At 57.2% G+C, this 25,399-nt stretch carries 25 protein-coding genes; 9 read left to right on the top strand and 16 right to left on the bottom strand.

From position 1 onward, the window contains the following. Positions 1 to 29 precede the first annotated feature (29 nt). A complete protein-coding gene (locus ACYF6X_RS06505; RefSeq protein ID WP_107226327.1) occupies positions 30 to 1,334 on the bottom strand; it encodes a D-amino acid dehydrogenase in 1,305 nt (434 codons plus the stop codon). A 540-nt stretch (positions 1,335 to 1,874) separates the two neighbouring features. On the opposite strand from ACYF6X_RS06505, the gene ACYF6X_RS06500 reads away from it, so the two are divergent. Next, on the top strand, positions 1,875 to 2,192 hold the full coding sequence (locus tag ACYF6X_RS06500) for an antibiotic biosynthesis monooxygenase family protein (RefSeq protein WP_063990136.1): 318 nt from the start codon (positions 1,875 to 1,877) through the stop codon (positions 2,190 to 2,192). A gap of 47 nt (positions 2,193 to 2,239) precedes the next feature. On the opposite strand, the gene zinT is transcribed toward ACYF6X_RS06500, so the two are convergent. Next, positions 2,240 to 2,890, bottom strand: a complete 651-nt coding sequence (gene zinT, locus ACYF6X_RS06495; protein WP_063990137.1) for a metal-binding protein ZinT — start codon at positions 2,888 to 2,890, stop codon at positions 2,240 to 2,242. A 296-nt stretch (positions 2,891 to 3,186) separates the two neighbouring features. On the opposite strand from zinT, the gene ACYF6X_RS06490 reads away from it, so the two are divergent. Next, positions 3,187 to 4,722, top strand: coding sequence for a SpoVR family protein (locus tag ACYF6X_RS06490; protein WP_063990138.1), 1,536 nt, complete (start codon positions 3,187 to 3,189; stop codon positions 4,720 to 4,722). A gap of 56 nt (positions 4,723 to 4,778) precedes the next feature. Here the strand turns inward: ACYF6X_RS06490 and fadR are convergent, their stop codons facing one another. Next, positions 4,779 to 5,498, bottom strand: coding sequence for a fatty acid metabolism transcriptional regulator FadR (fadR, locus tag ACYF6X_RS06485; protein WP_025303107.1), 720 nt, complete (start codon positions 5,496 to 5,498; stop codon positions 4,779 to 4,781). A 243-nt stretch (positions 5,499 to 5,741) separates the two neighbouring features. Here fadR and nhaB point away from each other — a divergent pair, with 243 nt between their 5' ends. Together nhaB and dsbB are read left to right on the top strand one after the other, a co-directional pair. Next, complete coding sequence (gene nhaB, locus ACYF6X_RS06480) at positions 5,742 to 7,307, top strand: sodium/proton antiporter NhaB (RefSeq protein ID WP_107226328.1); 1,566 nt, start codon at positions 5,742 to 5,744, stop codon at positions 7,305 to 7,307. Positions 7,308 to 7,427: 120 nt separating this feature from the next. Next, positions 7,428 to 7,958 carry a disulfide bond formation protein DsbB gene (gene dsbB, locus ACYF6X_RS06475; RefSeq protein WP_033643335.1) on the top strand — a complete coding sequence of 177 codons (531 nt, stop codon included), beginning with the start codon at positions 7,428 to 7,430 and terminating at the stop codon, positions 7,956 to 7,958. Between the two features lie 677 nt (positions 7,959 to 8,635). On the opposite strand, the gene ACYF6X_RS06470 is transcribed toward dsbB, so the two are convergent. The 4 genes from ACYF6X_RS06470 to ACYF6X_RS06455 form a co-directional block, all read right to left on the bottom strand. Continuing rightward, positions 8,636 to 9,082 carry a YcgN family cysteine cluster protein gene (locus ACYF6X_RS06470; RefSeq protein ID WP_025159803.1) on the bottom strand — a complete coding sequence of 149 codons (447 nt, stop codon included), beginning with the start codon at positions 9,080 to 9,082 and terminating at the stop codon, positions 8,636 to 8,638. Between the two features lie 121 nt (positions 9,083 to 9,203). After that, complete coding sequence (locus ACYF6X_RS06465) at positions 9,204 to 9,860, bottom strand: fumarylacetoacetate hydrolase family protein (RefSeq protein WP_063990140.1); 657 nt, start codon at positions 9,858 to 9,860, stop codon at positions 9,204 to 9,206. A 58-nt stretch (positions 9,861 to 9,918) separates the two neighbouring features. Next, the gene (locus ACYF6X_RS06460) at positions 9,919 to 10,941 is read right to left on the bottom strand and encodes a lytic murein transglycosylase (RefSeq protein WP_130018096.1); all 1,023 of its coding nucleotides are present in this window, start codon (positions 10,939 to 10,941) and stop codon (positions 9,919 to 9,921) included. Positions 10,942 to 10,969: 28 nt separating this feature from the next. After that, positions 10,970 to 11,242 carry a YcgL domain-containing protein gene (locus tag ACYF6X_RS06455; RefSeq protein ID WP_033643340.1) on the bottom strand — a complete coding sequence of 91 codons (273 nt, stop codon included), beginning with the start codon at positions 11,240 to 11,242 and terminating at the stop codon, positions 10,970 to 10,972. 136 nt (positions 11,243 to 11,378) lie between these two features. Between ACYF6X_RS06455 and minC the strand changes: the two genes are divergently transcribed. From minC to minE, 3 genes are read left to right on the top strand one after another with little or no spacing between them, the layout of a single operon-like run. Then, the gene (minC, locus tag ACYF6X_RS06450) at positions 11,379 to 12,074 is read left to right on the top strand and encodes a septum site-determining protein MinC (protein ID WP_025303113.1); all 696 of its coding nucleotides are present in this window, start codon (positions 11,379 to 11,381) and stop codon (positions 12,072 to 12,074) included. Between the two features lie 25 nt (positions 12,075 to 12,099). Beyond that, positions 12,100 to 12,912, top strand: a complete 813-nt coding sequence (minD, locus tag ACYF6X_RS06445; protein WP_016927452.1) for a septum site-determining protein MinD — start codon at positions 12,100 to 12,102, stop codon at positions 12,910 to 12,912. Between the two features lie 3 nt (positions 12,913 to 12,915). Beyond that, positions 12,916 to 13,185 carry a cell division topological specificity factor MinE gene (gene minE, locus ACYF6X_RS06440; RefSeq protein ID WP_004932303.1) on the top strand — a complete coding sequence of 90 codons (270 nt, stop codon included), beginning with the start codon at positions 12,916 to 12,918 and terminating at the stop codon, positions 13,183 to 13,185. Between the two features lie 237 nt (positions 13,186 to 13,422). On the opposite strand, the gene rnd is transcribed toward minE, so the two are convergent. From rnd to ACYF6X_RS06415, 5 genes are all read right to left on the bottom strand, one after another. Further along, a complete protein-coding gene (rnd, locus tag ACYF6X_RS06435) occupies positions 13,423 to 14,544 on the bottom strand; it encodes a ribonuclease D (RefSeq protein WP_130018097.1) in 1,122 nt (373 codons plus the stop codon). An 81-nt stretch (positions 14,545 to 14,625) separates the two neighbouring features. Beyond that, entirely contained in the window at positions 14,626 to 16,314 is a 1,689-nt protein-coding gene (gene fadD / locus ACYF6X_RS06430; RefSeq protein ID WP_063990143.1) for a long-chain-fatty-acid--CoA ligase FadD, read from the bottom strand. A 209-nt stretch (positions 16,315 to 16,523) separates the two neighbouring features. Further along, positions 16,524 to 17,114, bottom strand: coding sequence for a Slp family lipoprotein (locus ACYF6X_RS06425; RefSeq protein WP_063990358.1), 591 nt, complete (start codon positions 17,112 to 17,114; stop codon positions 16,524 to 16,526). A 100-nt stretch (positions 17,115 to 17,214) separates the two neighbouring features. After that, complete coding sequence (tsaB, locus tag ACYF6X_RS06420) at positions 17,215 to 17,916, bottom strand: tRNA (adenosine(37)-N6)-threonylcarbamoyltransferase complex dimerization subunit type 1 TsaB (protein WP_063990144.1); 702 nt, start codon at positions 17,914 to 17,916, stop codon at positions 17,215 to 17,217. A gap of 79 nt (positions 17,917 to 17,995) precedes the next feature. Further along, positions 17,996 to 19,912, bottom strand: coding sequence for an ATP-dependent DNA helicase (locus tag ACYF6X_RS06415; protein ID WP_130018098.1), 1,917 nt, complete (start codon positions 19,910 to 19,912; stop codon positions 17,996 to 17,998). A 133-nt stretch (positions 19,913 to 20,045) separates the two neighbouring features. Between ACYF6X_RS06415 and ACYF6X_RS06410 the strand changes: the two genes are divergently transcribed. After that, the gene (locus ACYF6X_RS06410; protein ID WP_033634838.1) at positions 20,046 to 20,390 is read left to right on the top strand and encodes a RidA family protein; all 345 of its coding nucleotides are present in this window, start codon (positions 20,046 to 20,048) and stop codon (positions 20,388 to 20,390) included. Positions 20,391 to 20,452: 62 nt separating this feature from the next. Here ACYF6X_RS06410 and mdtI read toward each other — a convergent pair whose 3' ends face one another. The 4 genes from mdtI to zwf form a co-directional block, all read right to left on the bottom strand. Next, positions 20,453 to 20,782, bottom strand: a complete 330-nt coding sequence (mdtI, locus tag ACYF6X_RS06405) for a multidrug/spermidine efflux SMR transporter subunit MdtI (protein WP_046687242.1) — start codon at positions 20,780 to 20,782, stop codon at positions 20,453 to 20,455. Beyond that, positions 20,769 to 21,137: a multidrug/spermidine efflux SMR transporter subunit MdtJ gene (gene mdtJ / locus ACYF6X_RS06400; protein WP_004932327.1), complete on the bottom strand. Its 369-nt coding sequence runs from the start codon at positions 21,135 to 21,137 to the stop codon at positions 20,769 to 20,771. The genes mdtI and mdtJ overlap by 14 nt, the downstream gene beginning before the upstream one ends. Positions 21,138 to 21,688: 551 nt before the next feature. Beyond that, positions 21,689 to 22,330: a bifunctional 4-hydroxy-2-oxoglutarate aldolase/2-dehydro-3-deoxy-phosphogluconate aldolase gene (locus tag ACYF6X_RS06395; RefSeq protein WP_063990146.1), complete on the bottom strand. Its 642-nt coding sequence runs from the start codon at positions 22,328 to 22,330 to the stop codon at positions 21,689 to 21,691. Between the two features lie 154 nt (positions 22,331 to 22,484). Beyond that, positions 22,485 to 23,960 carry a glucose-6-phosphate dehydrogenase gene (gene zwf / locus ACYF6X_RS06390; protein ID WP_063990147.1) on the bottom strand — a complete coding sequence of 492 codons (1,476 nt, stop codon included), beginning with the start codon at positions 23,958 to 23,960 and terminating at the stop codon, positions 22,485 to 22,487. Between the two features lie 446 nt (positions 23,961 to 24,406). Between zwf and ACYF6X_RS06385 the strand changes: the two genes are divergently transcribed. Then, positions 24,407 to 25,279: a MurR/RpiR family transcriptional regulator gene (locus ACYF6X_RS06385; RefSeq protein WP_016927443.1), complete on the top strand. Its 873-nt coding sequence runs from the start codon at positions 24,407 to 24,409 to the stop codon at positions 25,277 to 25,279. Positions 25,280 to 25,399: the final 120 nt, after the last annotated feature.

Raw genomic sequence — 25,399 nt, 5'->3', positions numbered from 1 at the left:
GCCGGTAAAGTCTATGACAGCGTCGACGATTAACGTGCGGGATGCACGTCGTTCAGCGGAACCGCGTGTTGCTGGCGAAACCCGGCGCTGTAACGCGCCACCGCCAGATCATCGGAAGGGATCGCCGGCGTAATGCCGGACATCAGATCGGACAACAACTGCCCGGAACCGCAGGCCATCGTCCAGCCCAACGTGCCATGCCCGGTATTGAGATACAGATTCTTCAGCGAAGTGCGGCCGACAATTGGCGTGCCGTCCGGCGTCATCGGCCGCAGGCCGGTCCAGAACGTCGCCTCTTCCACTCTGCCACCGTTCGGGTAGAGATCGCGCACCACCATCTCCAGCGTTTCGCGCCGTTTTTGCTCCAGCTGCGTATTGAAACCGACGATCTCCGCCATGCCGCCAACGCGAATACGCTGGTCGAAGCGCGTGATGGCGATTTTATACGTCTCATCCAATACCGTAGAGAACGGCGCCGCCGCTTCGTCGGTGATAGGTATGGTCAACGAATAGCCTTTCAGCGGGTAAACCGGAATGGACACCAGGCCGCGTAGCAACGCCGTGGAATACGAGCCGAACGCCACCACATAGCTGTCGGCCTTGAACACGTCCTCGCCACACTGCACGCCGGCGATCTTGTCGCCTTCCACCAGCAGACGATCGACGCTGCGGTTGAACAGGAAGGTTACGCCCGCCTGCTCTGCCATCTTCGCCAACTGTTGCGTAAACAGCTGGCAATCGCCGGTTTCGTCGTTCGGCAGCTGCAGGCCACCGGTCAGCTTGTGCGCCACCTGCGCCAGCGCCGGCTCGACGCTGCCGAGCTGGCTGGCCTCCAGCAGTTTGTAAGGCACACCGGCATCTTCCAATACCGCAATGTCTTTCGCTGCGTTTTCGAACTGTTGTTGGGTGCGAAACAGCTGCAGCGTGCCGCCCTGGCGACCTTCGTACTGGATGCCGGTTTCCTGACGCAGCGCCTTGATACAATCGCGGCTGTATTCCGCCAGGCGCACCATGCGGCCTTTGTTGGTCATGTAGTGTTCGGTGTTGCAGTTTTTCAGCATCTGCCACATCCAGTTCAACTGGAAGCTGCTGCCGTCGAGGCGGATCGCTAACGGCGCATGGCGCTGGAACATCCACTTGATGGCCTTCAGCGGCACGCCCGGTGCCGCCCAGGGTGCGGCATAACCCGGTGAAATCTGCCCGGCGTTCGCCGCGCTGGTTTCCAATGCAGGACCTGGCTGACGATCGATCACCGTCACCTCATGCCCCGCCTTCGCCAAATACCAGGCACTGGCTACGCCCACCACTCCACTACCTAAAATTACCACTCGCATCGCTGACTCCAGCCCAAGGCTTCACAAAGCATAATCTTCTGCTCACAGGAAATTAACTCAGTGAAAAAATCCGTCCAACAACTTCGTCATCAAACGTGACAATATTCACAATTAATTTATCGTCGATGGGGCGTGCATTTGCAATAGTCGCCCGAAAATAGCGATAAGATGCGGTTTAGAGGGGATTATGATGTCATACCGCCACTGAATTGATAGCAACGCTATCAATGACGGCACTCAAAAAAGGCGTAATAAGCAACATTGATTTAACAGAATATAAAAATACCAGCCATCGCATAGACAGAATAAAAACCCAATAAATTAAAAAATACCAACATAACAAACAAAGAGAGCCTCCTCCCTCCGCAGCAGAAAAATCGCGCAAAATTTCAGCTGCCGTTAACCTTATTTTCACTACTGGATTAAAACAGCCGAGCCCTTAGCCCCGCCCGTTTAAGTTGAACGCTGCAGCACGATATGAACGTTGAAGCCAGAAGCCGATCCTAAAGTTCATATTGTCGCTTTTCTGGAGAACCCTTTATGTTCATCGCCATCTACCAGTTCTCAGTCAAAACCGGACACGAACACGCCTTTCGCCTGGCCTGGCTTGAGTTGACCCAAGGGATCTATCTGCAGCGCGGCAGCCTTGGCTCGCGCCTGCATCGAGATATGAGCGGGAAGTTTATCGGCTATGCGCAGTGGCCAAGCCGAGCCGCATGGGAAAACGCCGGTGATATTCAGTTGGATGAACGCTACCGGCAAGCCCGGGAACGAATGCGTGCGACCCTGTTGGCGGATGAAACGCTGTTTGAAATGGCAGTGACGGATGATTACCTGCAAATCAGAGCGTTTGACTGAGCACAAGCCCACATAAGCGGGCTTGTGGTGGACGGGAGGGAGCGGCATCAATGATGCAGCATCTCGTCCACGACTTCTTTGGTCTGCAGTTGGAATGGGTAGTAAGTCGGCCAGTTATCCATTTCTTTCAGCAACGCTTCCTGCGACGTGTTGCCCATAAAGATATGGAAATGCGCCGATTTGCGCGGGCCGATAATGTGATCGCTGAACTGCACGAATTTCGGCGCCAGGCTGCCGGCATCCTGGCATTCGAACAGATAACGCACGCCCTTCTTACCAGAGACATACGTCAGGATCTTATGCCCGGCGTACTTATACTGACAAGCGCTGGATTGGTCGCCGCGGTGAAACTCCATGACGCCGTTTTCAATGCCGATGGTATCCACATCGGTGGCGTACCCTTTGCGGTAATACGCCTTCACTTCTGCGAAGGTCTTGCTCTTATCCTGCGCCGCTTTCTTCTTGAACACCGGGTCGAGCTCCCCATTGAGCAGGTAAGGGTACACGGATTGCCACACGCCCTCCCAATCCGCCAGGTTGCGATCTTTGACGTCTTTATCGTCGAACACGCCCGCCTCGGCCTTTTTTTCCACTTCCGTCAGTGGTTTGCCATGTGAATGATGCCCGTGGGCAAAAGCCTGCCCGCTGATAAACAACGCGGCCAGCGCCACCGCCACTTTACCCAAATGCCTCGCCAAAATGCGCTCCTTGTCTGTTATTGAGAAAATTAAAAGTTACAATATAACATAACAATTTTCAATCCCTGTCGTACAACAGGCATGTGTTGCACGCCCTTGCCGCAGGGCTATACTCGGAGAAGACGCGCGGTGCTGTGCCGCCCTCTGCCGGGACGGGCGTCGAATTGACCGCCGTTTGCTCCTTTGCGTGCCGGCATTTTTATTTCACTGATTTGCAATGGTTAATTATGACTTGAACTATGCTTGTTACAGGGTCTGCCGTTCGAGCAAGACCCGTGAATAATGAGGGTGCGCTGATGACTACTTCAACACATGAAAAGGTTAAGGATGATAAACGTCTGAGCGATGGACCGGACTGGACGTTCGAACTGCTGCAGGTGTATTTGGAGCAGATCGACCGCGTCGCCAAGCATTACCGGCTCGACACCTACCCCCATCAGATCGAGGTGATCACCTCCGAGCAGATGATGGACGCCTATTCGAGCGTCGGCATGCCGATCAACTATACCCATTGGTCCTTCGGTAAGAAGTTCATCGAAACCGAACAGCGCTACAAACAGGGCCAGCAAGGGCTGGCGTATGAAATCGTCATCAACTCCAATCCCTGCATTGCCTACCTGATGGAGGAGAACACCATCACCATGCAGGCGCTGGTGATGGCGCACGCCTGCTATGGCCACAACTCGTTCTTCAAGAATAACTACCTGTTCCGCAGCTGGACCGACGCCAGCTCCATCGTCGATTATCTGCTGTTCGCCCGCCACTACATCAGCCAGTGCGAAGAACGCTACGGCGTCGATGAAGTGGAGCGGTTGCTGGACTCCTGCCACGCGCTGATGAGCTATGGGGTCGACAGGTACAAACGCCCACAGAAGATCTCACTGGTGGAAGAGAAAGCGCGCCAGAAAAGCCGCGAAGAGTATCTGCAAAGCCAAGTGAACACGCTATGGAAGACCTTGCCGCGCGTCGAGCGCGAAGAGTCGCCGGAGCAGGCGCGTCGCTATCCGAGCGAACCGCAGGAAAATATCCTCTATTTTATCGAGAAGAATGCGCCGTTGCTGGAACCCTGGCAGCGTGAGGTGCTGCGCATCGTGCGCAAAGTCAGCCAGTATTTCTACCCGCAAAAACAGACTCAGGTGATGAACGAGGGTTGGGCCACCTTCTGGCACTACACCATCCTCAACCATTTGTACGACGAGGGCCGCGTGACCGAGCGGTTTATGCTGGAGTTTTTGCACAGTCACACCAACGTGGTGTATCAGCCGCCATACAACAGCCCGTACTATAACGGCATCAACCCTTATGCGCTGGGCTTCGCCATGTTCCAGGACATCAAGCGCATCTGCCAATCGCCGACCGAAGAAGACCGCTACTGGTTCCCGGACATCGCCGGCAAAGACTGGCTGGACACCTTGCACTTCGCCATGCGCGATTTCAAGGACGAGAGCTTTATCAGCCAGTTCCTGTCGCCCAAAGTGATGCGCGATTTCCGGTTGTTCACCGTGCTGGACGACGATCGCAACAACTATCTGGAGATTGCCGCGATCCATAACGAAGCCGGTTACCGGGCAATCCGCCAGGAACTGTCGGCACAATACAACCTGAGCAACCATGAGCCGAACATTCAGATCTGGAACGTGGACCTGCGCGGCGACCGCTCGCTGACGTTGCGCTACATCCCGCAGGAGCGCGCGCCGCTGGACAAGAGCCGCCGCGACGTGTTGAAGCACCTGCATCGCCTGTGGGGCTTCGACGTGATCCTCGAGCAGCAAAACGAAGACGGCAGCGTGGAGTTGCTCGACCGTTGCCCGCCGCGGCCGACGCCGCTGTAATTACCACAACGAAAAAGGGCGCCGCATGGCGCCCTTTCTTATTTCATTACACGCGATCAGCGGCGCGCTTCGGTCAGATCGCTTGGCATAGTGCCCTGCATGCTCTGCCAAATCGCCCCGCTGTCTTTACCGTAGTTGCGCACGGTATCCATCACCTGGTCGTACAGCTTCTCATGGCACAGCGTGGACAGCTTGCTGTAGAAGGTCAGCGCCAGCTTGCGCGCTTCCGGGTTAGAGAAGTAGTAACGGCCCACGCGGGTGTACAGCCCTTTCAGACCGTTGAAAATCAGGCCGTAGATCGGGTTGCCGGAAGCGAACGCCAGGCCGCGGAAGATCTCATAATCGAGCAGGTTGAAAGCATCCGCCTGATCTTCTACCTCGGCGGCCTTCGCCAGCACTTCCTGGGCCTGTTCCGGATGATTGCGCACCGCGGCGCGAATAAAGATCGACGCGATATTGGTGCGCACGGACAACAGGTTATCGATCAACTGCGGGACGCTTTTGTGATCGAGACGGGCTACGGTCTCAAGAATATTGAGGCCGGACGTTTCCCAGAAATTGTTCACTTTGGTCGGTTTGCCATGTTGAATGGTCAACCAGCCATCGCGGGCCAGACGTTGCAACACTTCACGTAACGTGGTGCGCGTGACGCCAATCAACTCCGAAAGCTCACGCTCCGCGGGCAAAATAGAGCCAGGGGGGAAGCGATTATTCCAAATACTCTCAATAATGTACTCTTCCGCGAAACCGGCAGGACTCTGCGCCTTTATGACCATGTGTTTGACGTTCCGTTGCGACGATAAAATCAGTAAAAGTAATCAGCTCATCATACCAGATCGTGCTGACATGACATAGCGTGAGCGAAAAACAATAAACGAAAGTGTGCATAACGTGGCAAAAAACGAGCAAAAATACCGGTCGGAGGAATTTTCCCACCGTAAAACAAGCTCAGGTTGCGCACGCCCCCGCCGCATTGTTAGGGTACGTGCTACGACTGATTTAAGGATGCATAAAGGACAATGGAAACAACCCTGCGCAGCGCCCTGCTCAAAAATTTTCTGGGGCAATCTCCCGACTGGTACAAACTGACCATTCTCATTTTTCTGGCGATCAACCCCCTGGTGTTCTTTTTCGCCAGCCCGTTTATCGCGGGTTGGCTGCTGGTGGTCGAGTTCATCTTTACCCTGGCGATGGCTTTGAAATGCTACCCGCTGCTGCCGGGCGGCCTGCTGGCGCTGGAAGCCGTGGCCATCGGCATGACCAGCCCGGCGCAAGTTTCGCAGGAAATCGAACATAATCTGGAAGTGTTACTGCTGCTGATCTTTATGGTGGCCGGCATCTACTTTATGAAGCAGCTGCTGCTGTTCGTGTTCACCAAGCTGCTGCTCAATATCCGTTCGAAAACGCTGCTGTCGCTGGCGTTCTGCCTGGCCGCCGCCTTCCTTTCCGCCTTCCTCGATGCGCTGACGGTCGTGGCGGTAGTGATCAGCGTGGCCACCGGCTTTTATTCCATCTATCACAACGTGACCTCAAATCGCCCCGATGGCGACATCGGCGATGACAGCGATTTCGCCGGTGAAGAGCGTAAACAGACGCTGGAGCAATTCCGTGCCTTTCTGCGCAGCCTGCTGATGCACGCCGGCGTCGGCACCGCGCTCGGCGGGGTCATGACCATGGTGGGCGAGCCGCAAAACCTGATCATCGCCAAAAACGCAGGCTGGGGCTTTATCGATTTCTTCCTGCGTATGGCGCCGGTCACGCTGCCGGTGTTGGTGTGTGGCCTGCTGGTTTGTTGGCTGGTAGAACGTTTTCGCCTGTTTGGCTACGGCGCGCAATTGCCGGGAGCGGTGCGCGACGTGCTGAAAGAGTATGACCGCAAGGCCACCGCAGGCCGTAGCAAGCAAGAACGGCTCAAACTGGTGATGCAGGCGCTGATCGGCGTTTGGCTGGTGCTGGCGCTGGCCTTCCACCTGGCAGAAGTGGGGCTGATCGGCCTGTCGGTCATCGTCCTCGCCACCTCCCTGTGCGGCGTGAACGACGAGCACGCCATCGGCAAAGCGTTCCAGGAAGCGCTGCCGTTCACCGCCCTGCTGACGGTATTTTTCACCGTGGTCGCGGTGATCATCGAACAGCACCTGTTCAGCCCGGTGATCCAGTTTGTGCTGCGCGCCGACCCCGCTTCTCAGCTTTCGCTGTTCTACCTGTTCAACGGCCTGCTGTCGTCGGTTTCCGACAACGTGTTCGTCGGTACGGTTTACATCAACGAGGCGCGCACCGCGCTGGAAACCGGCGCTATCGGGCTGAAGCAGTTCGAGCTGCTGGCGGTCGCCATCAATACCGGCACTAACCTGCCTTCGGTCGCCACCCCTAACGGCCAGGCGGCGTTTCTGTTCCTGCTGACGTCGGCATTGGCGCCGCTGGTACGTCTGTCGTATGGACGCATGGTGTGGATGGCCCTGCCTTATACGGTGGTGCTGACGGTAGTTGGCCTGCTGTGCGTCCAGCTCACCCTGGAGCCGGCGACCGAGCTGTTGACGCAGTGGCATTGGCTGACGCTGCCGCCCATCGACGCCGTCGGCCACTGAGACGGCGCCGGCAGGGTGAACCGACTATTTTTACGCTGAATCCGGCCCAGGTGGCTGGCAGCGAGGGTGAATTGGTTTACACTGCCGGTTCAATTGCTTACTGCATGGAAGAATCTAGATATGTTGCAATTCTTTAACCGCTGTTCACAAGGACGCGGCGCCTGGCTGCTGATGGCCCTGACAGCGTTGGTGTTGGAACTGGTCGCGCTCTATTTCCAGCACGTTATGCTGCTGCAGCCGTGCGTGATGTGCATTTACGAGCGTTGCGCGCTGTTCGGCATCCTCGGTGCCTCGCTGGTGGGCGCCATCGCGCCGAAAACCCCGCTGCGCTATGTGGCGATCTTGCTGTGGATCTACAGCGCCTGGGAAGGCGTACAGCTGGCGTGGAAGCACACCATGATCCAGTTGCATCCTTCGCCGTTCAATACCTGTGACTTCTTCGTCAGCTTCCCTTCGTGGCTGCCGCTGGACAAATGGCTGCCTGCAGTGTTCCACGCTTCCGGCGACTGCTCCGTGCGCCAATGGCAATTCCTGACGCTGGAAATGCCACAGTGGCTGGTCGGCATCTTCGGTGCCTATCTGCTGGTGGCGCTGATTGTGCTGATCGCACAATTTGTTCGCCCACGACGCCGCGATCTGTTCGGCCGCTGATCGGCAGACAAACAAGGAACGGCGCCTTCCGGCGCCGTTTTTTTTAGGTATTGCTGTCACATTCCGAGATAAAGCCTTCTCAGGTATGTGTAAGGAAGTAAACGAGCACGATCAGCGCTCCAGCCACGGCAAACAGACGGATCATTTTCATTGTTATACTCTCGAACTTGCGGGAGAGCGGCCAAATTACCCAACTTGTCGTTTAAAAAGAAGCATCCCGGCTCGGTTAAGCGCGTAATTTACATAACATTAAACTTCTGCGGTGCCGGCGGGTAAAAACAGGCTGCGCCGGCACTGCCCTCCCAACCTTCAGGCATCAATAAATTACCGTTACTCATGAATGACGGCACCTTTGTCACATTCAGAGCACAATATTTTGGTGAAGTTTACCCATAAAATCCTTATAGTATCGGCAAAGTAAGTACTACCGATTTCCCTGGTGTTGTTGTGTGTCTTGCCCCTCATCTTTGCAGGGGCTTTTTTCTCCTATCCCCCATCACGCCCCCCCCTTACCATCCTTAAATAAATTGTTGGAATTTCCCTCTATCCGGCACCAAGTATCAACGCCATTCGTGCACTAATGATTAAAATCGTTAGCTCAATAACGCAGAGGGCGGCGTGTCTGAACACGCCGCCCTCTTGCATTAGAACCCGTCTTGCCCTGCAGGCGCCCGCCTTTATCTGGCCCAGTCCGGCTTGTTGAGGATATGGTCCTGCCAGTCCACCACTTCGCTCTCGCGCACCGCGATATGCCGCACCGTGATGCGCTCGCCGTGCATCGCCGCCTTGGAGCCACTCAGCAGCGGGTGCCAGGGGAACAGCGGTTTGCCTTCACCGATCAGGCGATAGGCGCAGGTCGGCGGCAACCAATCGAAGGTGGTGAGGTTCTCGCGCGTCAGTTTGATGCAGTCCTCTTCCAGCTCGAAGCGCCGCTCATAGTTACGGCATTGGCAGGATTTGATGTTGAGCTGGTTGCAGGCTACGTTGGTAAAATAAATCTCGTCGGTATCTTCGTCGATCAGCTTATTCAAACAGCATTGCCCGCACCCGTCGCACAGCGATTCCCACTCTTGTTCTGACATTTCCGCCAGCGTTTTCTGTTGCCAAAAAGCGAGTTGTGACATGTTAGCGTCCGGTTTCGGTAAATGGATAAGTCACCTGCGCACAGGTTCGAGGGGGGACTATATAGACATTTTAGCCACAAGATGCAAGCTTTGCCGCCGACGGCGCCGGCGGCAAGAGAGATCAGATCACGCGGGTGCTGAGCGTTTTGCCGTTCAGACTGATTTTCAGCATGTCGCCGGAGGTCATCGGGCCCACGCCCTGCGGCGTGCCGGTCAGGATGATGTCGCCGGCGCGCAGCGTGAAGAAACGGCTCATGTAGCTGATAAGCGGCAGGATCGGCGTGATCATGTCACGCGTATTGCCCTGCTGACGCAGTTGATCGTTGACGGTCAACGACAGCTCGGCGTTTTGCGGATCGCCGAATTCCGCCACCGGGATAAACCCCGACATCGGGCAGGAGCCGTCGAAAGCCTTGGCCTTTTCCCACGGCTGACCGGCTTTTTTAAAGCCCGCCTGCAGATCGCGCAGCGTCAGATCGAGCGCCACACCGTAGCCGGCGATCGCCCGCGCAACGCGGTCTTCGTTGGCCTGTTTCAACGGCGTGCCGATCAGCACCGCCAGCTCCACCTCATGGTGCACCGAGCCGAACTCTTTGGGGATGGCCACCGGCTGGCGAATATCGCACAGCGCCGTTTCCGGTTTGATGAACACCACCGGCTCGACGGAAACCGCACTGCCCATTTCCTTGATGTGATCGGCGTAGTTGCTGCCGACGCAGACCACCTTGTTCACTGGGAAATCGAGCAGCGAACCCTGCCAGTCTCTATGTTGATACATACCGCTTCTCCCAAACTGTAGAGGCTTGGCGCGCCAAGCCGATTATTGGTGTTCCGGATCAATGCCCGATCGCGTCCGCCATCATACCCACGGCGAGGGCGAAATAGTAAGAGCGATTCCAGTGCATGAGGGTGCGAAAATTATCATAGACCAGGAACGTCCGCCCCTGCAGATCATCCGGCGCAATGATCCAACCACGCTGAACGGCATGCGGCAACGCACGGCCATCCGCACGACGCACCCCGCGTTGCTGCCAGGCGTTGACGCTGCGCGCCTGCGCGTCTTTCAAGCCCAGCTCGGCCCGATTGAAACCGGCGGGCAGTTTAACCTCGCGCCCCCAGCCGATGCCGGGCTGCCAGCCTTCTTTGGACAAATAACTGGCCGTAGACGCGAAGACATCATCAATGTTGTTCCAGATATCGATGCGCCCGTCACCGTCGCCGTCCGCCGCGTAGCGCAAGAAGGAGCTCGGCATAAACTGGCACTGCCCCATCGCGCCGGCCCAGGAGCCTTTCAGCGGCGTATCGCCGACGTGCCCCTGCTCGACTATCTGCAACGCCGCCATCAGCTCATGGCTGAAAAAGGCCTCGCGGCGTCCTTCAAACGCCAGCGTCGCCAGCGCAGACACCACGTCTTCCCGCCCCTGGATCTTGCCGTAGGCGCTCTCCATGCCCCATAGCGCGATGATATAGCGCCCCGGCACCCGGTAGCGCTCGCTGGCGCGCGTCCATTGCGCCTGGCGCTGCCGGTACAGCTCGCGCCCTTGGCGCACCTTGGCGGGCGACATCACACGCCGCAGGTAGTCATCCAGGGTGACCTTCTGCTCCGGCTGATTCCGATCGGCCTTGATCACCCGATCAACGAAATGGATTTGCGCAAAAGCGCGGTCAAGGGTGCTCTGGCTGATGCCCTGCTCCCGAGCCCGGCGCTTGAGTTGCTCGACATACGCCGGGAACTGCGCCGGATCCCGGCCGCTCGCCGCCAGCGTCGTCTCCTGTGCCGCCTGCGGTGAGCCCGGCATCAGCACTCCGCCCAGCGCCAGCCAAGCGGCCAATACGGTTCTTCTCGCCGAACGTGTCATCGCGCCTCCCCTGGCCGTGGCGACTGTCTCAGGCCTTGTCGCCGGCCAGATGCTGATTGAGCAGGTTTTCGACCGGCGGCGGGAACTGCAGGTAATAGCCTTCATCTTTCAACGCCTGCTTCACCTTTTCGATATCCGCCGAGGCCAATTTCTTGCGCTCATCGAGCGAAAGCATCATGGCGAATTGCGGCACGCCGAAACTTTTCATCAGCGCTTCCGGCACACGAGAGAAATCGTCTTTTTTTTCGACATAAAGATAAGTTTGATCGCGTTTCGGGCTTCTATAGATCACACAAAGCATTTTTTTAACTCTATTTAATTGAGGGAGCGTCTTGCCTGGATATAACTCTGACTATAACATGCTTATAGTACATCGGAATATCGCACCCCGAGTGGTATTCCGGGGATTTAAAGTTGCTGAGACTGAGTCAGGATAGATGTCACAATCGCCAATTGAGCTAAAAGGCAGCAGTTTTACCCTATCGGTTGTTCATTTGCATAATTCGCAGCCCGAGGTAATACGTCAGGCGTTACAGGAAAAAGTTGAGCAAGCGCCCGCTTTTCTGAAAAACGCCCCTGTTGTTATCAACGTCGCAACGCTGGAAGGCGATGCGAACTGGAAAGAACTTCAACAGGCTGTCGCGGCAGCAGGTCTGCGCGTTGTGGGTATCAGCGGTTGCAGAGATGAGCGTCAAAAGCGCGCGATAGCCCGTGCCGGGCTGCCGCTGCTGAGCGAAGGCAAAGGCCAGAAAATGGCGGCGCCGGAGCCTGCGCCTGCGCCCGTGGTGGCGGATAACGCCCCCGCCAAAACGCGCATCATCAGTACGCCTGTCCGTTCCGGCCAACAGATTTACGCCCGCAACTGCGATCTTATCGTGACCAGCAGCGTCAGCGCCGGCGCCGAATTGATTGCCGACGGCAATATTCATGTCTACGGCATGATGCGCGGTCGCGCACTGGCAGGCGCGTCAGGCGACACGCAATGTCAGATTTTTTGCACCCACCTGGCGGCTGAGCTAGTCTCTATCGCAGGGCAGTACTGGTTGAGCGACCAAATCCCGTCCGATTACGTCGGGCAGGCCGTACGACTCAGCCTGTTGGATAACGCTTTAACCATACAACCTTTAAATTAAGCCCTTTTGACAAGGAATCCATTTCATGGCACGCATTATTGTTGTTACATCGGGTAAAGGGGGCGTTGGCAAGACCACTTCGAGCGCGGCCATCGCTACCGGCCTGGCCCAGAAAGGCAAGAAAACCGTCGTGATCGATTTCGATATCGGTCTGCGTAATCTTGACCTGATCATGGGCTGCGAACGTCGGGTAGTGTATGATTTCGTGAACGTGATTCAGGGCGATGCCACGCTGAATCAGGCGTTGATCAAAGACAAACGCACTGAAAACCTCTATATCCTGCCTGCTTCGCAGACGCGCGACAAAGACGCGTTGACCCGCGAAGGCGTTGAAAAAATTCTCAACGATCTCGGCGAGATGGATTTTGACTTCGTGGTGTGCGATTCACCGGCCGGTATCGAAACCGGTGCGCTGATGGCGCTGTATTTCGCCGACGAAGCTATCATCACCACCAACCCGGAAGTGTCTTCGGTACGTGACTCCGACCGTATCCTGGGCATCCTCTCCTCCAAGTCACGCCGCGCCGAGAAAGGCGAATCGCCAATCAAGGAACACCTGCTGCTGACCCGTTACAACCCGGGCCGCGTCAGCCGTGGCGACATGCTGAGCATGGAAGACGTGCTGGAAATCCTGCGTATTCCACTGGTGGGTGTGATTCCGGAAGACCAGTCCGTGCTGCGCGCTTCCAACCAGGGTGAGCCTGTCATTCTGGATGCCGAGTCAGACGCCGGTAAGGCGTACGACGATACCGTTTGCCGCTTGTTGGGGGAAGAACGCCCATTCCGCTTCATTGAAGAAGAGAAGAAGGGTTTCCTGAAACGCCTTTTTGGGGGATAAACCATGGCCTTATTAGACTTCTTTCTGTCCCGCAAAAAACAGACAGCCAATATAGCCAAGGAACGGCTGCAGATTATCGTCGCAGAGCGTCGTCGCGGGGACAGTGAGCCCCCGTATCTGCCTGATCTGAAACGCGATATTCTGGCGGTTATTTGCAAATACATTCAGATCGATCCTGAAATGCTGCACGTGCAGTTCGAGCAGAAAGGGGACGACATTTCGGTACTTGAACTTAACGTGACATTACCGGAATCGGAAGAAGCAGCTAAATGATTGCGACGCATTAATTACCCCCTGTATATTTTATGCAGGGGGTAACTGTATGTGCATCCAGTTATTAAGCTTTATCGGCAGCAAAAAAGCCATTTTTTCCTTTGGGACTATTCCCAATTAACTTTGCCGCCGCCTCGTTTAAAGTAAATTCTGGCCAGATTTACCTTCAACGCATTATTTCCTGCCTATATTCACCCGAGCAGAGTTTCCCTACCCTGCCCTGGTGATAATCAGCGATTAATAATCTTTCAGGATGTCCTGCAACGGTGCCATTAATAAATCGCCGCGCCAGCCACTGATTAATTCAGGGCGATTTTCGCCGTCCTTCAGTTTCCAATGCCAGTTCAGCAATTGGTTAATTTGGCGACGGGATGCCAGCAGCTCGCTACTCAACCCACTTTGCTCACTGACGGTAGCGATCGCCGCCTTGATGTCTTTGAACACCTTCTTGTAACCCGGCTGATCGATAAGGTTGGCCAGCGGCGCCGGCAACTCGGATTCCTCCAGCGCTTCGGCTTCCGCCACCAGCGCCAACAGCGTTTTACCGTGATAACGGATCTCCGGCCCGCTCAGACCAAGCGAATCCAGTTCTCCCAGCGAAGACGGCATATAGCGCGCCACCTGCCACAGATTTTCCTCTCGCACCACGAAGTTCACCGCCAGATCGCGCTCGCGTGCCTGGCGCAGCCGCCATTCCGCCAACTTCTGCAGACAACCGAGCTGACGCGGGCGCAGCTGCCACGCGTTGTTGATTTCGCGGTAGGCCAATTCCGGCGCCAGCGTCTCGCTACGGCGCTGGCACAGCAGCAGGCACTCGTTATTGGCTGCCGCGGTCCAACCGGCCTCTTCGGTCTCCTGCACCAGCTGTTTGGCCATCGGCAGCAGATAGAACACGTCGGCGGCCGCGTACACGCACTGCCTTTCGGTCAGCGGACGCGCCAGCCAGTCGGTGCGCGACTCGCTCTTGTCCAGCTCAACCTTCATGTACTCCGCCACCAGCGTCGCGAAGCCACAGGAGAGCGGCCGGCCGGTAAAGGCCGCCAGGATCTGAGTATCGACCATCGGCGTCGGCAGCGTTTTAAAGGCGTTGAGAAACACTTCGAGATCTTCACTGCCGGCATGCAGGAACTTCACCACGGCGGTGTCGGCCAGCAGGTCGACAAACGGCTGCCATTCCTTGATCGGCAGAGGATCGATGAGGGAGAGTTGTTCACCGTCGTAGAGCTGGATCAGGCCCAGCTGCGGATAGTAGGTGCGCGTTCTGACAAACTCGGTGTCCAGCGCAATCTGAGCATGCTTTCCCGCCTGCTCGCAGACCTGCTGCAATCCGGCATCGGTAGTGATCAACTGATAATTCAAAACATCATTCTCTTGTAGGATTCAAACACAACAACGCCGGCATTCACCGGCGTTGTTGATAGTCAGGCGCGAAAGCCAGACCTAGGCGGCATCGGCCGGCTTCGGTGTTTTTAGCTCATCGCGCAGTTCTCGCCGCAAAATCTTGCCGACGTTCGACTTCGGCAGTTCATCGCGGAACTCAACAATTTTAGGCACTTTATACCCGGTCAGGTGGCGGCGGCAATGGGTCAACAGCTCTTCCTTGGTCAGCGAGGCGTCTTTCTTCACCACGCAGATCTTCACCGTTTCGCCGGAGGCCTCGCTGGGCACGCCGATCGCCGCACATTCCAGCACTTTCGGATGCTGGCTGACCACGTCCTCGATTTCGTTCGGGTAAACGTTGAAACCGGAGACCAGGATCATGTCTTTCTTACGGTCGACGATGCGCACAAACCCCTGCTCGTCTACGGTCACCACATCACCGGTCGCCAGCCAGCCGTCTTTCAGCACTTCGTCGGTAGCGTCCGGGCGCTGCCAATAGCCTAACATAACTTGCGGCCCTTTGACCCACAGTTCGCCCGGCTCGCCCGGCGGCACATCGTGACCGTTGTCGTCCACCAGCCGAATGTCCGTCGACGGCACCGGCAAACCGATACTGCCGCTGTAGTGTTTCAGATCGTAAGGGTTACCGGCCACCAGCGGCGCGCACTCCGTCAGGCCATAGCCTTCCAGCAGGTGTTTGCCGGTGGTTTTCTCCCACTTCTCGGCCACCGCTTTTTGCACCGACATGCCGCCGCCGACCGAGAAACGCAGCGTAGAGAAATCGAGTTTGTGGAACTCTTCGTTGTTCAGCAATGCGTTGAACAACGTATTCACCCCGCTCATGGCGGTGAACGGGTATTTGCCCAGTTCCTTCACCAGCCCTGGAATATCGCGCGGGTTGGTGATCAACAAATTGCGCCCGCCCAGATCGATAAACAGCAGGCAGTTCACCGTCAGCGCAAAAATGTGGTACAGCGGCAACGCCGTCACCACCAGTTCCTGCCCTTCGCGGAACAGCGGCGAATAGGCGGCCTTGGCCTGCTCGAGGTTGGCCTGCATGTTGCGGTGCGTCAGCATCGCGCCCTTCGCCACGCCGGTGGTACCGCCGGTGTATTGCAGGAAGGCTAAATCGGCATTAATGATGTCCGGTTTTACATATTGCAGGCGCCGGCCGCGCTGCAGCGCGCTGCGGAATGAAATGGCATCCGGTAGGTTGTATTTCGGTACCAGGCGCTTAACGTACTTGACCACGAAGTTGACCAGCGTGCCTTTGGCGGCAGAAAGCTGATCGCCCATGCGCGTCAGGATCACGTGCTTGACCTGGGTGTTGAACACCACTTTTTCCAACGTATGGGCAAAGTTGGAGACGATGACGATGGCGCTGGCGCCGCTGTCGTTCAACTGGTGCTCCAGCTCGCGCGGGGTGTACAGCGGGTTGACGTTGACCACCACCATACCGGCGCGCAGAATGCCGAACAGGGCGATAGGGTATTGCAACAGGTTAGGCATCATCAGCGCGACGCGGTCGCCCTTCTTCAGGCCCAGTTCATTTTGCAGGTAAGCCGCGAAAGCCCGGCTGCGTTCTTCCAGTTTGCGGAAGGTCATCACCTCGCCCATGTTGATAAAGGCGGGCTGATCGGCATAGCGCTGCACGGCATGCTCAAACATTTCAATCAACGACGAATAGCGATCGGCATCAATCTCTGCGGGCACATCTGCCGGATACCGTTTTAACCAGACCTTATCCAAGGTATTACTCCTGAAATCATTACTAATTATCATCGCAGCCCTCAAACTCGCAGCCTAACCATAACAATATTTTAACTCAGCGGACCAGTTCGGGTTTTAAACATTATTCAGGTTGCGATGTACGTCACTAATTGTCGGATATTCCTTATCCAAAAAAGCAAAAGGGCGGCCTGAGCCGCCCTGTCAAATTTGTTCACATCAAGCGTATGTTACTCGGTTACGATGGTTTGCACCTGTGCCGGGCCGGGGTTGTACCAACCATAGCCTGCGCCCCAACCGGGTCCCCACGGGCCACCGCGCCAGCCCCAGGGCCCCATCGGCGCCGGCGGCATCACTACCTGCTGCACCAGATGCCAACGTTTGAAACCGGTCACGTTCATCGTTACGAAACGATACGGCGTCATGCCGATCCGCCCTTCCTTCAGGCCGGTAATGGGGCCGACGACGGTCACCAACTGGCCTTTGAAATCGACCGGTTCGAGGAAGCCGTTCACCGTGGCCAGCAAGCGGCCGCGCGACGGTTCGCCCAATATCGGCCGCGCACCGCTGTCGAGCGGCACCGCCGCAATCTCCAGCACCGTGCGCCCTTGCTCGTTGGCGACGTTCACCACGGTGCCGCCGAAGCGGGCTTCCGCGCCGGTAAACAGGTTGGGCGCATTTTGTACCGAGGAAAGCTGAGTCACCGGTGAGGGGCTTGACCCCTTGATCGCATCAGGTACGGTGACGCACCCGGACAGAACCAGCGTGCCGCAGGCGACGGCCAGCAGCGACAGCTTTTTACTTGCAGTGCGGATTAACATGGTCGCAATCTCCTGAAATGCCTGTAACTTTGACCGCGTTTCATCGTTCAAGTTGCAGGCTTTCATCGCCCGGCATCAACAACAGCACAATACGCCGCGCTTACTCGCGGCCCGGCAGTTTTTTCCAGGTGACTTCATTGCGCAAATAGGTCGGCTCAGCGTTTTCTACCGCCACTGCCAACCCCTGTTGCCAGGCGTGCAGCGCCAGCGGCAGCATGTCTTGCGCTTGCGGCAACAGCATCTGCCCGTCACGCACGCTCAGCGTAGAACCCTTGACCAGATCGGGATAGGTTTGCCAGCCGGTGCCGACGTGGGCCCATTCGCCCTGCAGGCGCTGCGCACGCTCCAGCGCCTGCGCCGGCGACAGCACCGCCTCGCCTTCGCTTTCCAACCAGTTGCCGTCCACCTGGCGTTCGAACTGCCCCCAGTAGACCTCGCCCATGCGCGCATCGATCGCCGCCAGCACGCGCTCTGCACCGCTGACGCGCCAAGCGCCCTGCGCCATGGTTCGCAGCGTGGAAACGCCAATCATCGGCAGATCGGCGCCCAGCGCCAGGCCCTGAGCGATGCCGATGCCGATGCGCACCCCGGTAAAGCTGCCGGGGCCGCGACCGAAGGCCAGCGCATCGAGCTGGTTGAGCGCCAGACCGGATTCCGCCAGCACCTGCTGCACCATAGGTAAAATACGTTGCGTATGCTCGCGTGGGCACAGCTCAAACAGGGCGTGGATTTCGCCTTGATTCCAGACGGCGACGGAACAGGCTTCCGTCGCGGTATCGATCGCTAAAATTCGCGTGGACATGCCAACCTCTGGCGGGAATAAAACTGGGTTTTTCATACAGGGCGCGCATTGTAGCACAGCCCCGTAAGCCCTTCATCTTTCACGTGGCCGACGTATCGGCGGCCTGCAGGAAGGCGATGGCCTGCTTCAGATCGCGGGTGCGCGGCGTGGGCGGCAGGCTATTGAGGAACACCTCGCCGTAAGGCCGCATAACCAGACGGTTATCGCAAATCACCAGCACGCCGCGGTCGTCGGTATCGCGGATCAAGCGGCCGACGCCCTGTTTCAGGGTGATGACCGCATCCGGCAACTGCACATCATTGAACGGATCGCCGCCGCGCAGGCGGCAATCTTCAATGCGCGCCTTCAGCAACGGATCGTCCGGTGACGTAAACGGCAGTTTATCGATGATGACGCAGGACAGCGCATCGCCGCGCACGTCCACCCCTTCCCAGAAGCTGCTGGTCGCCACCAGCAGCGCGTTACCGGCGGCGACGAACTGCGCGAGCAGCTGCCCTTTGCTGGTTTCCCCTTGCAATAGCACCGGCAGCGTCATCGTGGCGCGGAACTCTTCCGCCAACTCTCGCATCATCTGGTGTGAGGTGCATAAGAAGAAGCAGCGGCCGTTGTTGGCTTCGATTAATGGCCGCAGCATGCGCGCCAGCTGGCGCGCCCCGCCGCGCTGGTTCGGCGAAGGCAAAAAGCGCGGCACGCACAGCAACGCCTGTTTGGCATAGTCGAACGGGCTCGGCAACAGCAGCGTTTTGGCCTTGGTCAGCCCCAGCCGTTCGGTGAAGTGGCCCAACTGATCGTTGACCGACAGCGTGGCCGAGGTAAAGATCCAACTGCCCGGCTTGTCGTCCAGCATTTCGCGGAACCGATCGGCCACCGTCAGCGGCGTCAGCGCCAGCACGAAGTGACGCGAGTTGCATTCATACCAATAGCTGTAGCCCGGCTCCGTCACCGCCTTCAGCCGTTTGAGCCGCGCGCGGTACAGCGTGGCGCGCTCAAAGGCGGCATCCAACAGCGCCGAACGCCCCAGCGACAGCTTCATCACGTCATAACACAGCTCCAGCGCATCATCGAGCAGCAACAGAGCGCGCTGCACGTTGGGTTCGCCGAGCACGTCACGCAGATTGCCGCGAAAACCCGGTTCCCCCAGGTTCAGGCGAAAATCTTGCGTACTCAGGCTGAGACGGTCGGCGCTTTTTTGCAGTTGAGCGGAGTCGCGCACCTCGGTGCGGTAGGCGATGGTGATGTCCTTCGCCAGATCCAACAGTTGGCGGCTGGTGAGCTGCTGGCCGAAATACTGGCTGGCGATGTCGGGGATTTGGTGCGCCTCGTCGAAAATCATCACCTCGGCTTCCGGGATCAACTCAGCGAAACCACCCTCTTTCACCACCATATCTGCCAGGAACAGGTGATGGTTCACCACCACCACATCCGCATCCATCGCACGGCGGCGCGCCTTGACCACGAAGCAATCCTGATACAGCGGGCAGTCGCTGCCCAGGCAGTTGTCATTGGTGCTGGTCACCAATGGCCAGACGAAGCTGTCTTCCGCCACTTCGCTGCAGGTGCTGATATCGCCCTCTTTGGTCTGCGACGACCACTTGCGCAGCTGCACCAGATCGATCAGCGTCTGCCCCGCCAGCTCCCCGCCGGCCATCGACTGCTGCTCCAGCCGCTCGAGACACAAATAGTTGGAGCGCCCCTTGAGCAGCGCCAGCTTGCCTTTGTACTTCAACGCCTTGGCGACGGTGGGCAGATCGCGCGCATACAGCTGATCTTGCAGCGCTTTCGAACCGGTAGAGATGATCACTTTGCGATCGGCGCGCAGCGCCGGCGCCAGATAAGCGAAGGTTTTGCCGGTGCCGGTACCGGCTTCCACCACCAGCTCCTGCTTGAAATTGATCGCCTCGGTGACGGCTTGCGCCATCTGCCGCTGCGGCTCACGCGGTTTGAATCCCCTGATAGCCTGCGCCAAGGCGCCGTCTGTTGCAAAATCGTCTGTCACGCTGTCTCTCTGCCGGTGTCATTCAGCGGTGATTATGCCAAGCCTGCCGCCCGGCTACCACCCACTTTATCGCCGCGCTTTTTCATCGTCGGCTGTGCTACCCTTAGCGCGACTATGATATGGAGATAAGCAAATGAATATCGAAAGAATTGATCCCGATCAGCGCTGGTCCGAAGCCGTAGTGCACAACGAGACCGTTTACTACACCAGCGTGCCGGAAAACCTGGATGACGACGCGACCGCGCAGACCGCCAACGCCCTCGCCGCCATCGACGTCCTGCTGGCGCGCGTCGGTTCGGATAAAAGCCGTATTCTGGATGCCACCATTTTCCTGGCCAACAGCGCCGACTTCGCCGCGATGAACGCCGCCTGGGACGCCTGGGTGGTCGCCGGCAGCGCGCCGGTGCGCTGCACCGTGCAGGCGCAGTTGATGAATCCGAAGTACAAGGTGGAAATCAAAATCATCGCCGCGCTGTAAGCCTGAGCGCAGACGAAAAAAAACCGCAGACGGCGACGCCTGCGGTTTTTTATTGCCCGCTATCAGGACAGTTTGAGGATCACCATCCCCGTCAGCAGCAGCGCCAAGCCAATCCAGCCTTTGGCGTTCAGCCGCTGGCCGAACATGATCCAGCCTGCGGCGATGGTGGCGGCGATACCGAAACCGCCCCACAGTGCATAAGCGATCGACAGATCGATGCCCTTCACCGCCTGTGCCAGGGCGCTGAACGCGCCGAGCACCGACAGCAGCGACAACAGCCCCAGCCAAACTTTACGGAAGCCGTCCGACATCTTCAGGAAGATGTTGGCGATAATTTCCAGCACGATCGCCAGTCCCAGGAACCCAATGTGGTACAACTCAAACTGTTGCATGGTTGTCACCTCGCGGGCTGACCTGTTTTCGCTCTTTGCGGGTGCCGGATTTCACCAGCATGATGCCGGCGATCAGCGTCGCCAGGCCCAGCACCTTCAGCGCCGAGATCGGCTCGTCGAACCACAGCACGCTGAACAGGGTAATGAACAGAATGCCGATGCCTTCCCACAGCGCATAAGCTACGCCCAGCGCCACGCGTTTTACCGCCACCGACAGCAACACATAAGACGCGGTGATCATCACGTACATCACGATGTGGCCGATCATGCCGCCATTGACGCTGGCGTATTTCATCGACAAGGTGCCGATGATTTCGGTCATGATGGCCAAGCCTAAAAAGATCCAATAAATCATAATTTTTCTCCCAAACGGCGAATAACGCGCGCCAAGGCATATTTATCCCGATTTATCTCGTCGAACGGCCGCAGTGCGGCGCGCAAGACGCAGAGATCCCTGGGGATAAACTGACCCAAACGCAAAAAGAATGTTTGCCCGGCTGAACGGTAGCGTGAAGGCCTAAGCCCGCCACCCGCACCGGTTAAGGGAGAAAGACGCTATAGCTCGCTGCACCAGTGATGCTCACTGGCAAGGATCGCAGACAGGAAGAGTTGGCACGTAGAGGTTCTGAGGGTAGTTCCGTTAATAGTCATCATAATAGTTCTCTATTATCAGCCGCACACCGTGCGATTTGCCCAATATCCTCATAAAAGTAAAATTTTTGACTGAGATATTTTTACCACAGCCAAAATAAGAAAGCAAACTGCCGTTTTCATAAAAAGCGGAAAAAAATGGGTTAAAAATAAGAAAGTTAATCACGATAAAAATCAAAAAAGGCTCAACGAAGCGTTGAGCCTTGCGATATTCGCGGGTGCGCAAATAAGCGCCAACCTCAGGCGCGGCGCGGGTTACAACGCGGCGCCGCTGACGGCGCTGCGCGCCAGTTCAGTGATGCGCGCATAGTCGCCGCTTTCGAGCGCATCCGCCGGCACCAGCCAGGAACCGCCGATGCAAAGCACGCTTTTCAGCGCCAGATAGTCGCGGTAGTTGTTCGGCGTAATGCCGCCGGTCGGGCAAAAACGCACCTGCGGGAACGGGCCGCCGATCGCTTGCAGTGCCTTCACGCCACCGTTGGCTTCCGCCGGGAAGAATTTGAATTCGCGCAGGCCGTGATCCATACCCTGCATCAGCTCCGAAACGGTGCTGATGCCCGGGATCAGCGGGATTGGCCCCGCCGTCGCCGCCTGCAGCAAGGCTTCGGTCAGCCCCGGGCTGATGGCGAACTGCGCCCCCGCCTCGGTCACCTCCCGCAGCTGCTGCGGATTGATCACCGTACCGGCGCCGATAATGGCCTCCGGCACCTCTTTGGCGATAGCGCGGATAGCCTCCAGCCCGCAGGCGGTGCGCAGCGTCACCTCCAATACCCGCACGCCGCCGGCAACCAGCGCTTTCGCCAGCGGCACCGCCTGCTCCAGCTTGTTGATCACGATAACAGGCACCACCGGTCCCGCCGTCAGGATCTGCTCGGCGCTGGTTTTCCAGTTTTTCATCGTTATTTCTCCATTACTCGCGGTTAACAATGGCACGCCCCTGCCACAGGGCTCCGCGCAAATGCGCGGACGTCCGGCCGTACCGTAAGTGATGTGGCCCACGCGCAGATCGCAGGCAAAAAAAAGCCGGCAGACAGGCTGCCGGCATTGCGCATTACTCGAACTCGTTCCAGGAACGACCGTCGCGGGTGATCATCGCCACCGAGGCCACCGGCCCCCAGGTGCCCGCCTGATAAGGCTTCGGTGCCTCGTTGTCGGCTTTCCATGCGTCCATGATGGAGTCGACCCACTTCCAGGCTTCTTCCACTTCATCGCGGCGCACGAACAGCGCCTGAATGCCGCGCATGGTCTCCAGCAGCAGGCGCTCGTAGGCGTCCGCCACGTGCTCCTGGTTGAAGGTTTCCGAGAAGCTCAGGTCCAGCTTGGTGGTCTGCAGACGGTGCTTGTGATCCAGCCCCGGCACCTTGTTCAGCACCTGAATTTCGATGCCTTCGTCCGGCTGCAGGCGGATGGTCAGCTTGTTCTGCGGCAGCTGCTGGTAAGAATCGCTGAACAGGTTAAGCGGCGGGTTTTTGAAGTACACCACCACTTCCGAGCATTTGGTCGGCAGGCGTTTACCGGTACGCAGGTAGAACGGCACCCCGGCCCACTGCCAGTTGTCGATATCCACGCGGATGGAGACGAAAGTTTCGGTGCTGCTGCTCTTGTTCGCCCCTTCCTCCTCCAGATAACCCGGCACTTTCTTGCCCTGGACGAAACCGGCGGTGTACTGACCGCGCACGGTGGTTTCCCGTACATTGGTCTGATTGATACGGCGCAGCGAACGCAGTACCTTCACCTTCTCGTCGCGGATACGGTCGGTGGTCAGATCCGCCGGCGGCGACATGGCGATCATGGTCAGGATCTGCAGCAGGTGGTTCTGGATCATGTCGCGCATCTGGCCGGCCTGGTCGAAGTAACCCCAGCGTCCTTCGATGCCCACCTCTTCCGCCACGGTGATCTGCACCGAATCGATGGTGCGGTTATCCCAGTTGGAGGCGAACAGCGAGTTGGCGAAACGCAGCGCCAACAGGTTCAGCACCGTCTCTTTGCCGAGATAGTGGTCGATACGGTAAACCTGGGATTCGTTGAAGTACTCCGCCACCTGATCGTTGATCACGCGGGAAGACGCCAGATCGGTGCCCAGCGGTTTTTCCATCACCACGCGTGCCGGCTCATGGTTCAGCTTGGCTTCGCCCAACCCTTTGCAGATGGCGCCGAAGGTGCTTGGCGGCATGGCGAAGTAGTTGATGGTGGTGCGGTGTTTCTGATCCAGCATTTTACCCAGTTTGGTAAAGTTCTTGCTGTCGTTGACGTCCAGGTTGCAGAAGTCCAGGCGCGCGCTCAGCGTGGCCCAGAGTTCGTCATCCAGTTTTTCCTTCATGAAGGTGCCAAGCGCTTCCTTGACCACTTCGGTATAAGCTTTTTTATCCCACTCCGCGCGGCCAACGCCGATGATCCGCGTATCCGGGTGGATGTGTCCGGCTTTCTCTAACTGGTACAGGGAAGGCAGCAGCTTACGGCGCGCCAAATCACCTTTCGCGCCGAAAATAACCAGGTCACACGCCTGGGCTGTAGAGGTTACCGCCATGTTCATCTCCTCGTTGCAGGATATTTGTAATTTTCTTACATTACTAATGTACTCTGTTTGACTACGGCCAGCAAACCCGGTGCAAAAGCAGGAAAAAGACCTCAAGATTCCAGTGGTAGCGCCAATGCGCGCCAGCGCCCTCACAGCGGGCAAAACTGTAACTTTTCGTCTTTTTTGACGCTCTGTTACCATTATGAAAGTTAGACACAGGTCATATTCTGGTGAAAAAAGCCTGCATACGCCCTGTCGAGACTGCCAACGGTTACCAGCACGTAGTATATTTTCACTAAACCGGCATTGATTTCTCCTTTGTTTGAAATCGACATACCCTATCGATTCCAGGTTACAGCCGCTCGTTTGGCGTCAGCTTGCACGGCGAACACGGGCGAAATTCGACGCTGTTGCTTGAAAGCCACAGGGATAAAACCATGAGTGACTCTCGTTATATGAATACGCTGGACAAAATCCAGAGCCATCTGGAACGCCTGAGCAAATCTGAAAGGAAAGTCGCCGAGGTGATCCTGGCCTCCCCACAGACCGCCATTCACTCCAGCATTGCCACGCTGGCCCGCATGGCAGACGTCAGCGAACCCACCGTCAACCGTTTTTGCCGCCGCCTTGATACCAAAGGCTTTCCCGACTTCAAACTGCATCTCGCCCAAAGCCTGGCTAACGGCACGCCCTACGTAAACCGTAACGTAGAGGAAGACGACAGCGTCGATTCCTATACCAGCAAGATCTTCGAATCGGTCATGGCCAGCCTGGATACAGTAAAGGCAAATTTGGATATTGCCGCAATCAATCGTGCGGTTGACCTGCTCACCCAGGCAAAAAAGATCTCTTTCTTCGGCCTCGGCGCCTCCGCGGCGGTGGCGCACGACGCGATGAACAAATTTTTCCGCTTCAATATCCCGGTGGTCTACTTCGATGACATCGTCATGCAGCGCATGAGCTGCATGAACTCCGGCGAAGGCGACGTGGTGGTGTTGATCTCACACACCGGCCGCACCAAAAATCTGGTGGAGATGGCCCACCTGGCGCGAGAAAACGACGCCACGGTACTGGCTATCACCTCCCGCGACACCCCGCTCGCCCAAGCGGCGACTCTCGCTTTGCTGCTCGACGTGCCCGAAGACACCGACGTTTACATGCCGATGGTGTCGCGGATCGCGCAATTAACGCTCATTGACGTGCTCGCCACCGGATTTACCTTGCGCCGAGGGGCTAAATTCAGAGATAACTTGAAGCGGGTCAAAGAAGCGCTCAAAGAATCGCGCTTTGATAAAGGGGTGGTCATTCCCAACAGTTTTGACTCGTGACCTGACGAAGAAAAAAATCGCCGTTCAACAGACATTTGAATGACGGCATCAGAGGCTGTACCCTGTTAATATGCTCATGCGGGTAACCCGGGTGAAATATCAGTGTTGTAAAATTACATT

This window comes from Serratia sp. ID 25-353, assembly GCF_054792795.1.
Note: the sequence above shows the minus strand (reverse complement) of the source record. Positions and strands in the feature narration are given on the sequence as shown.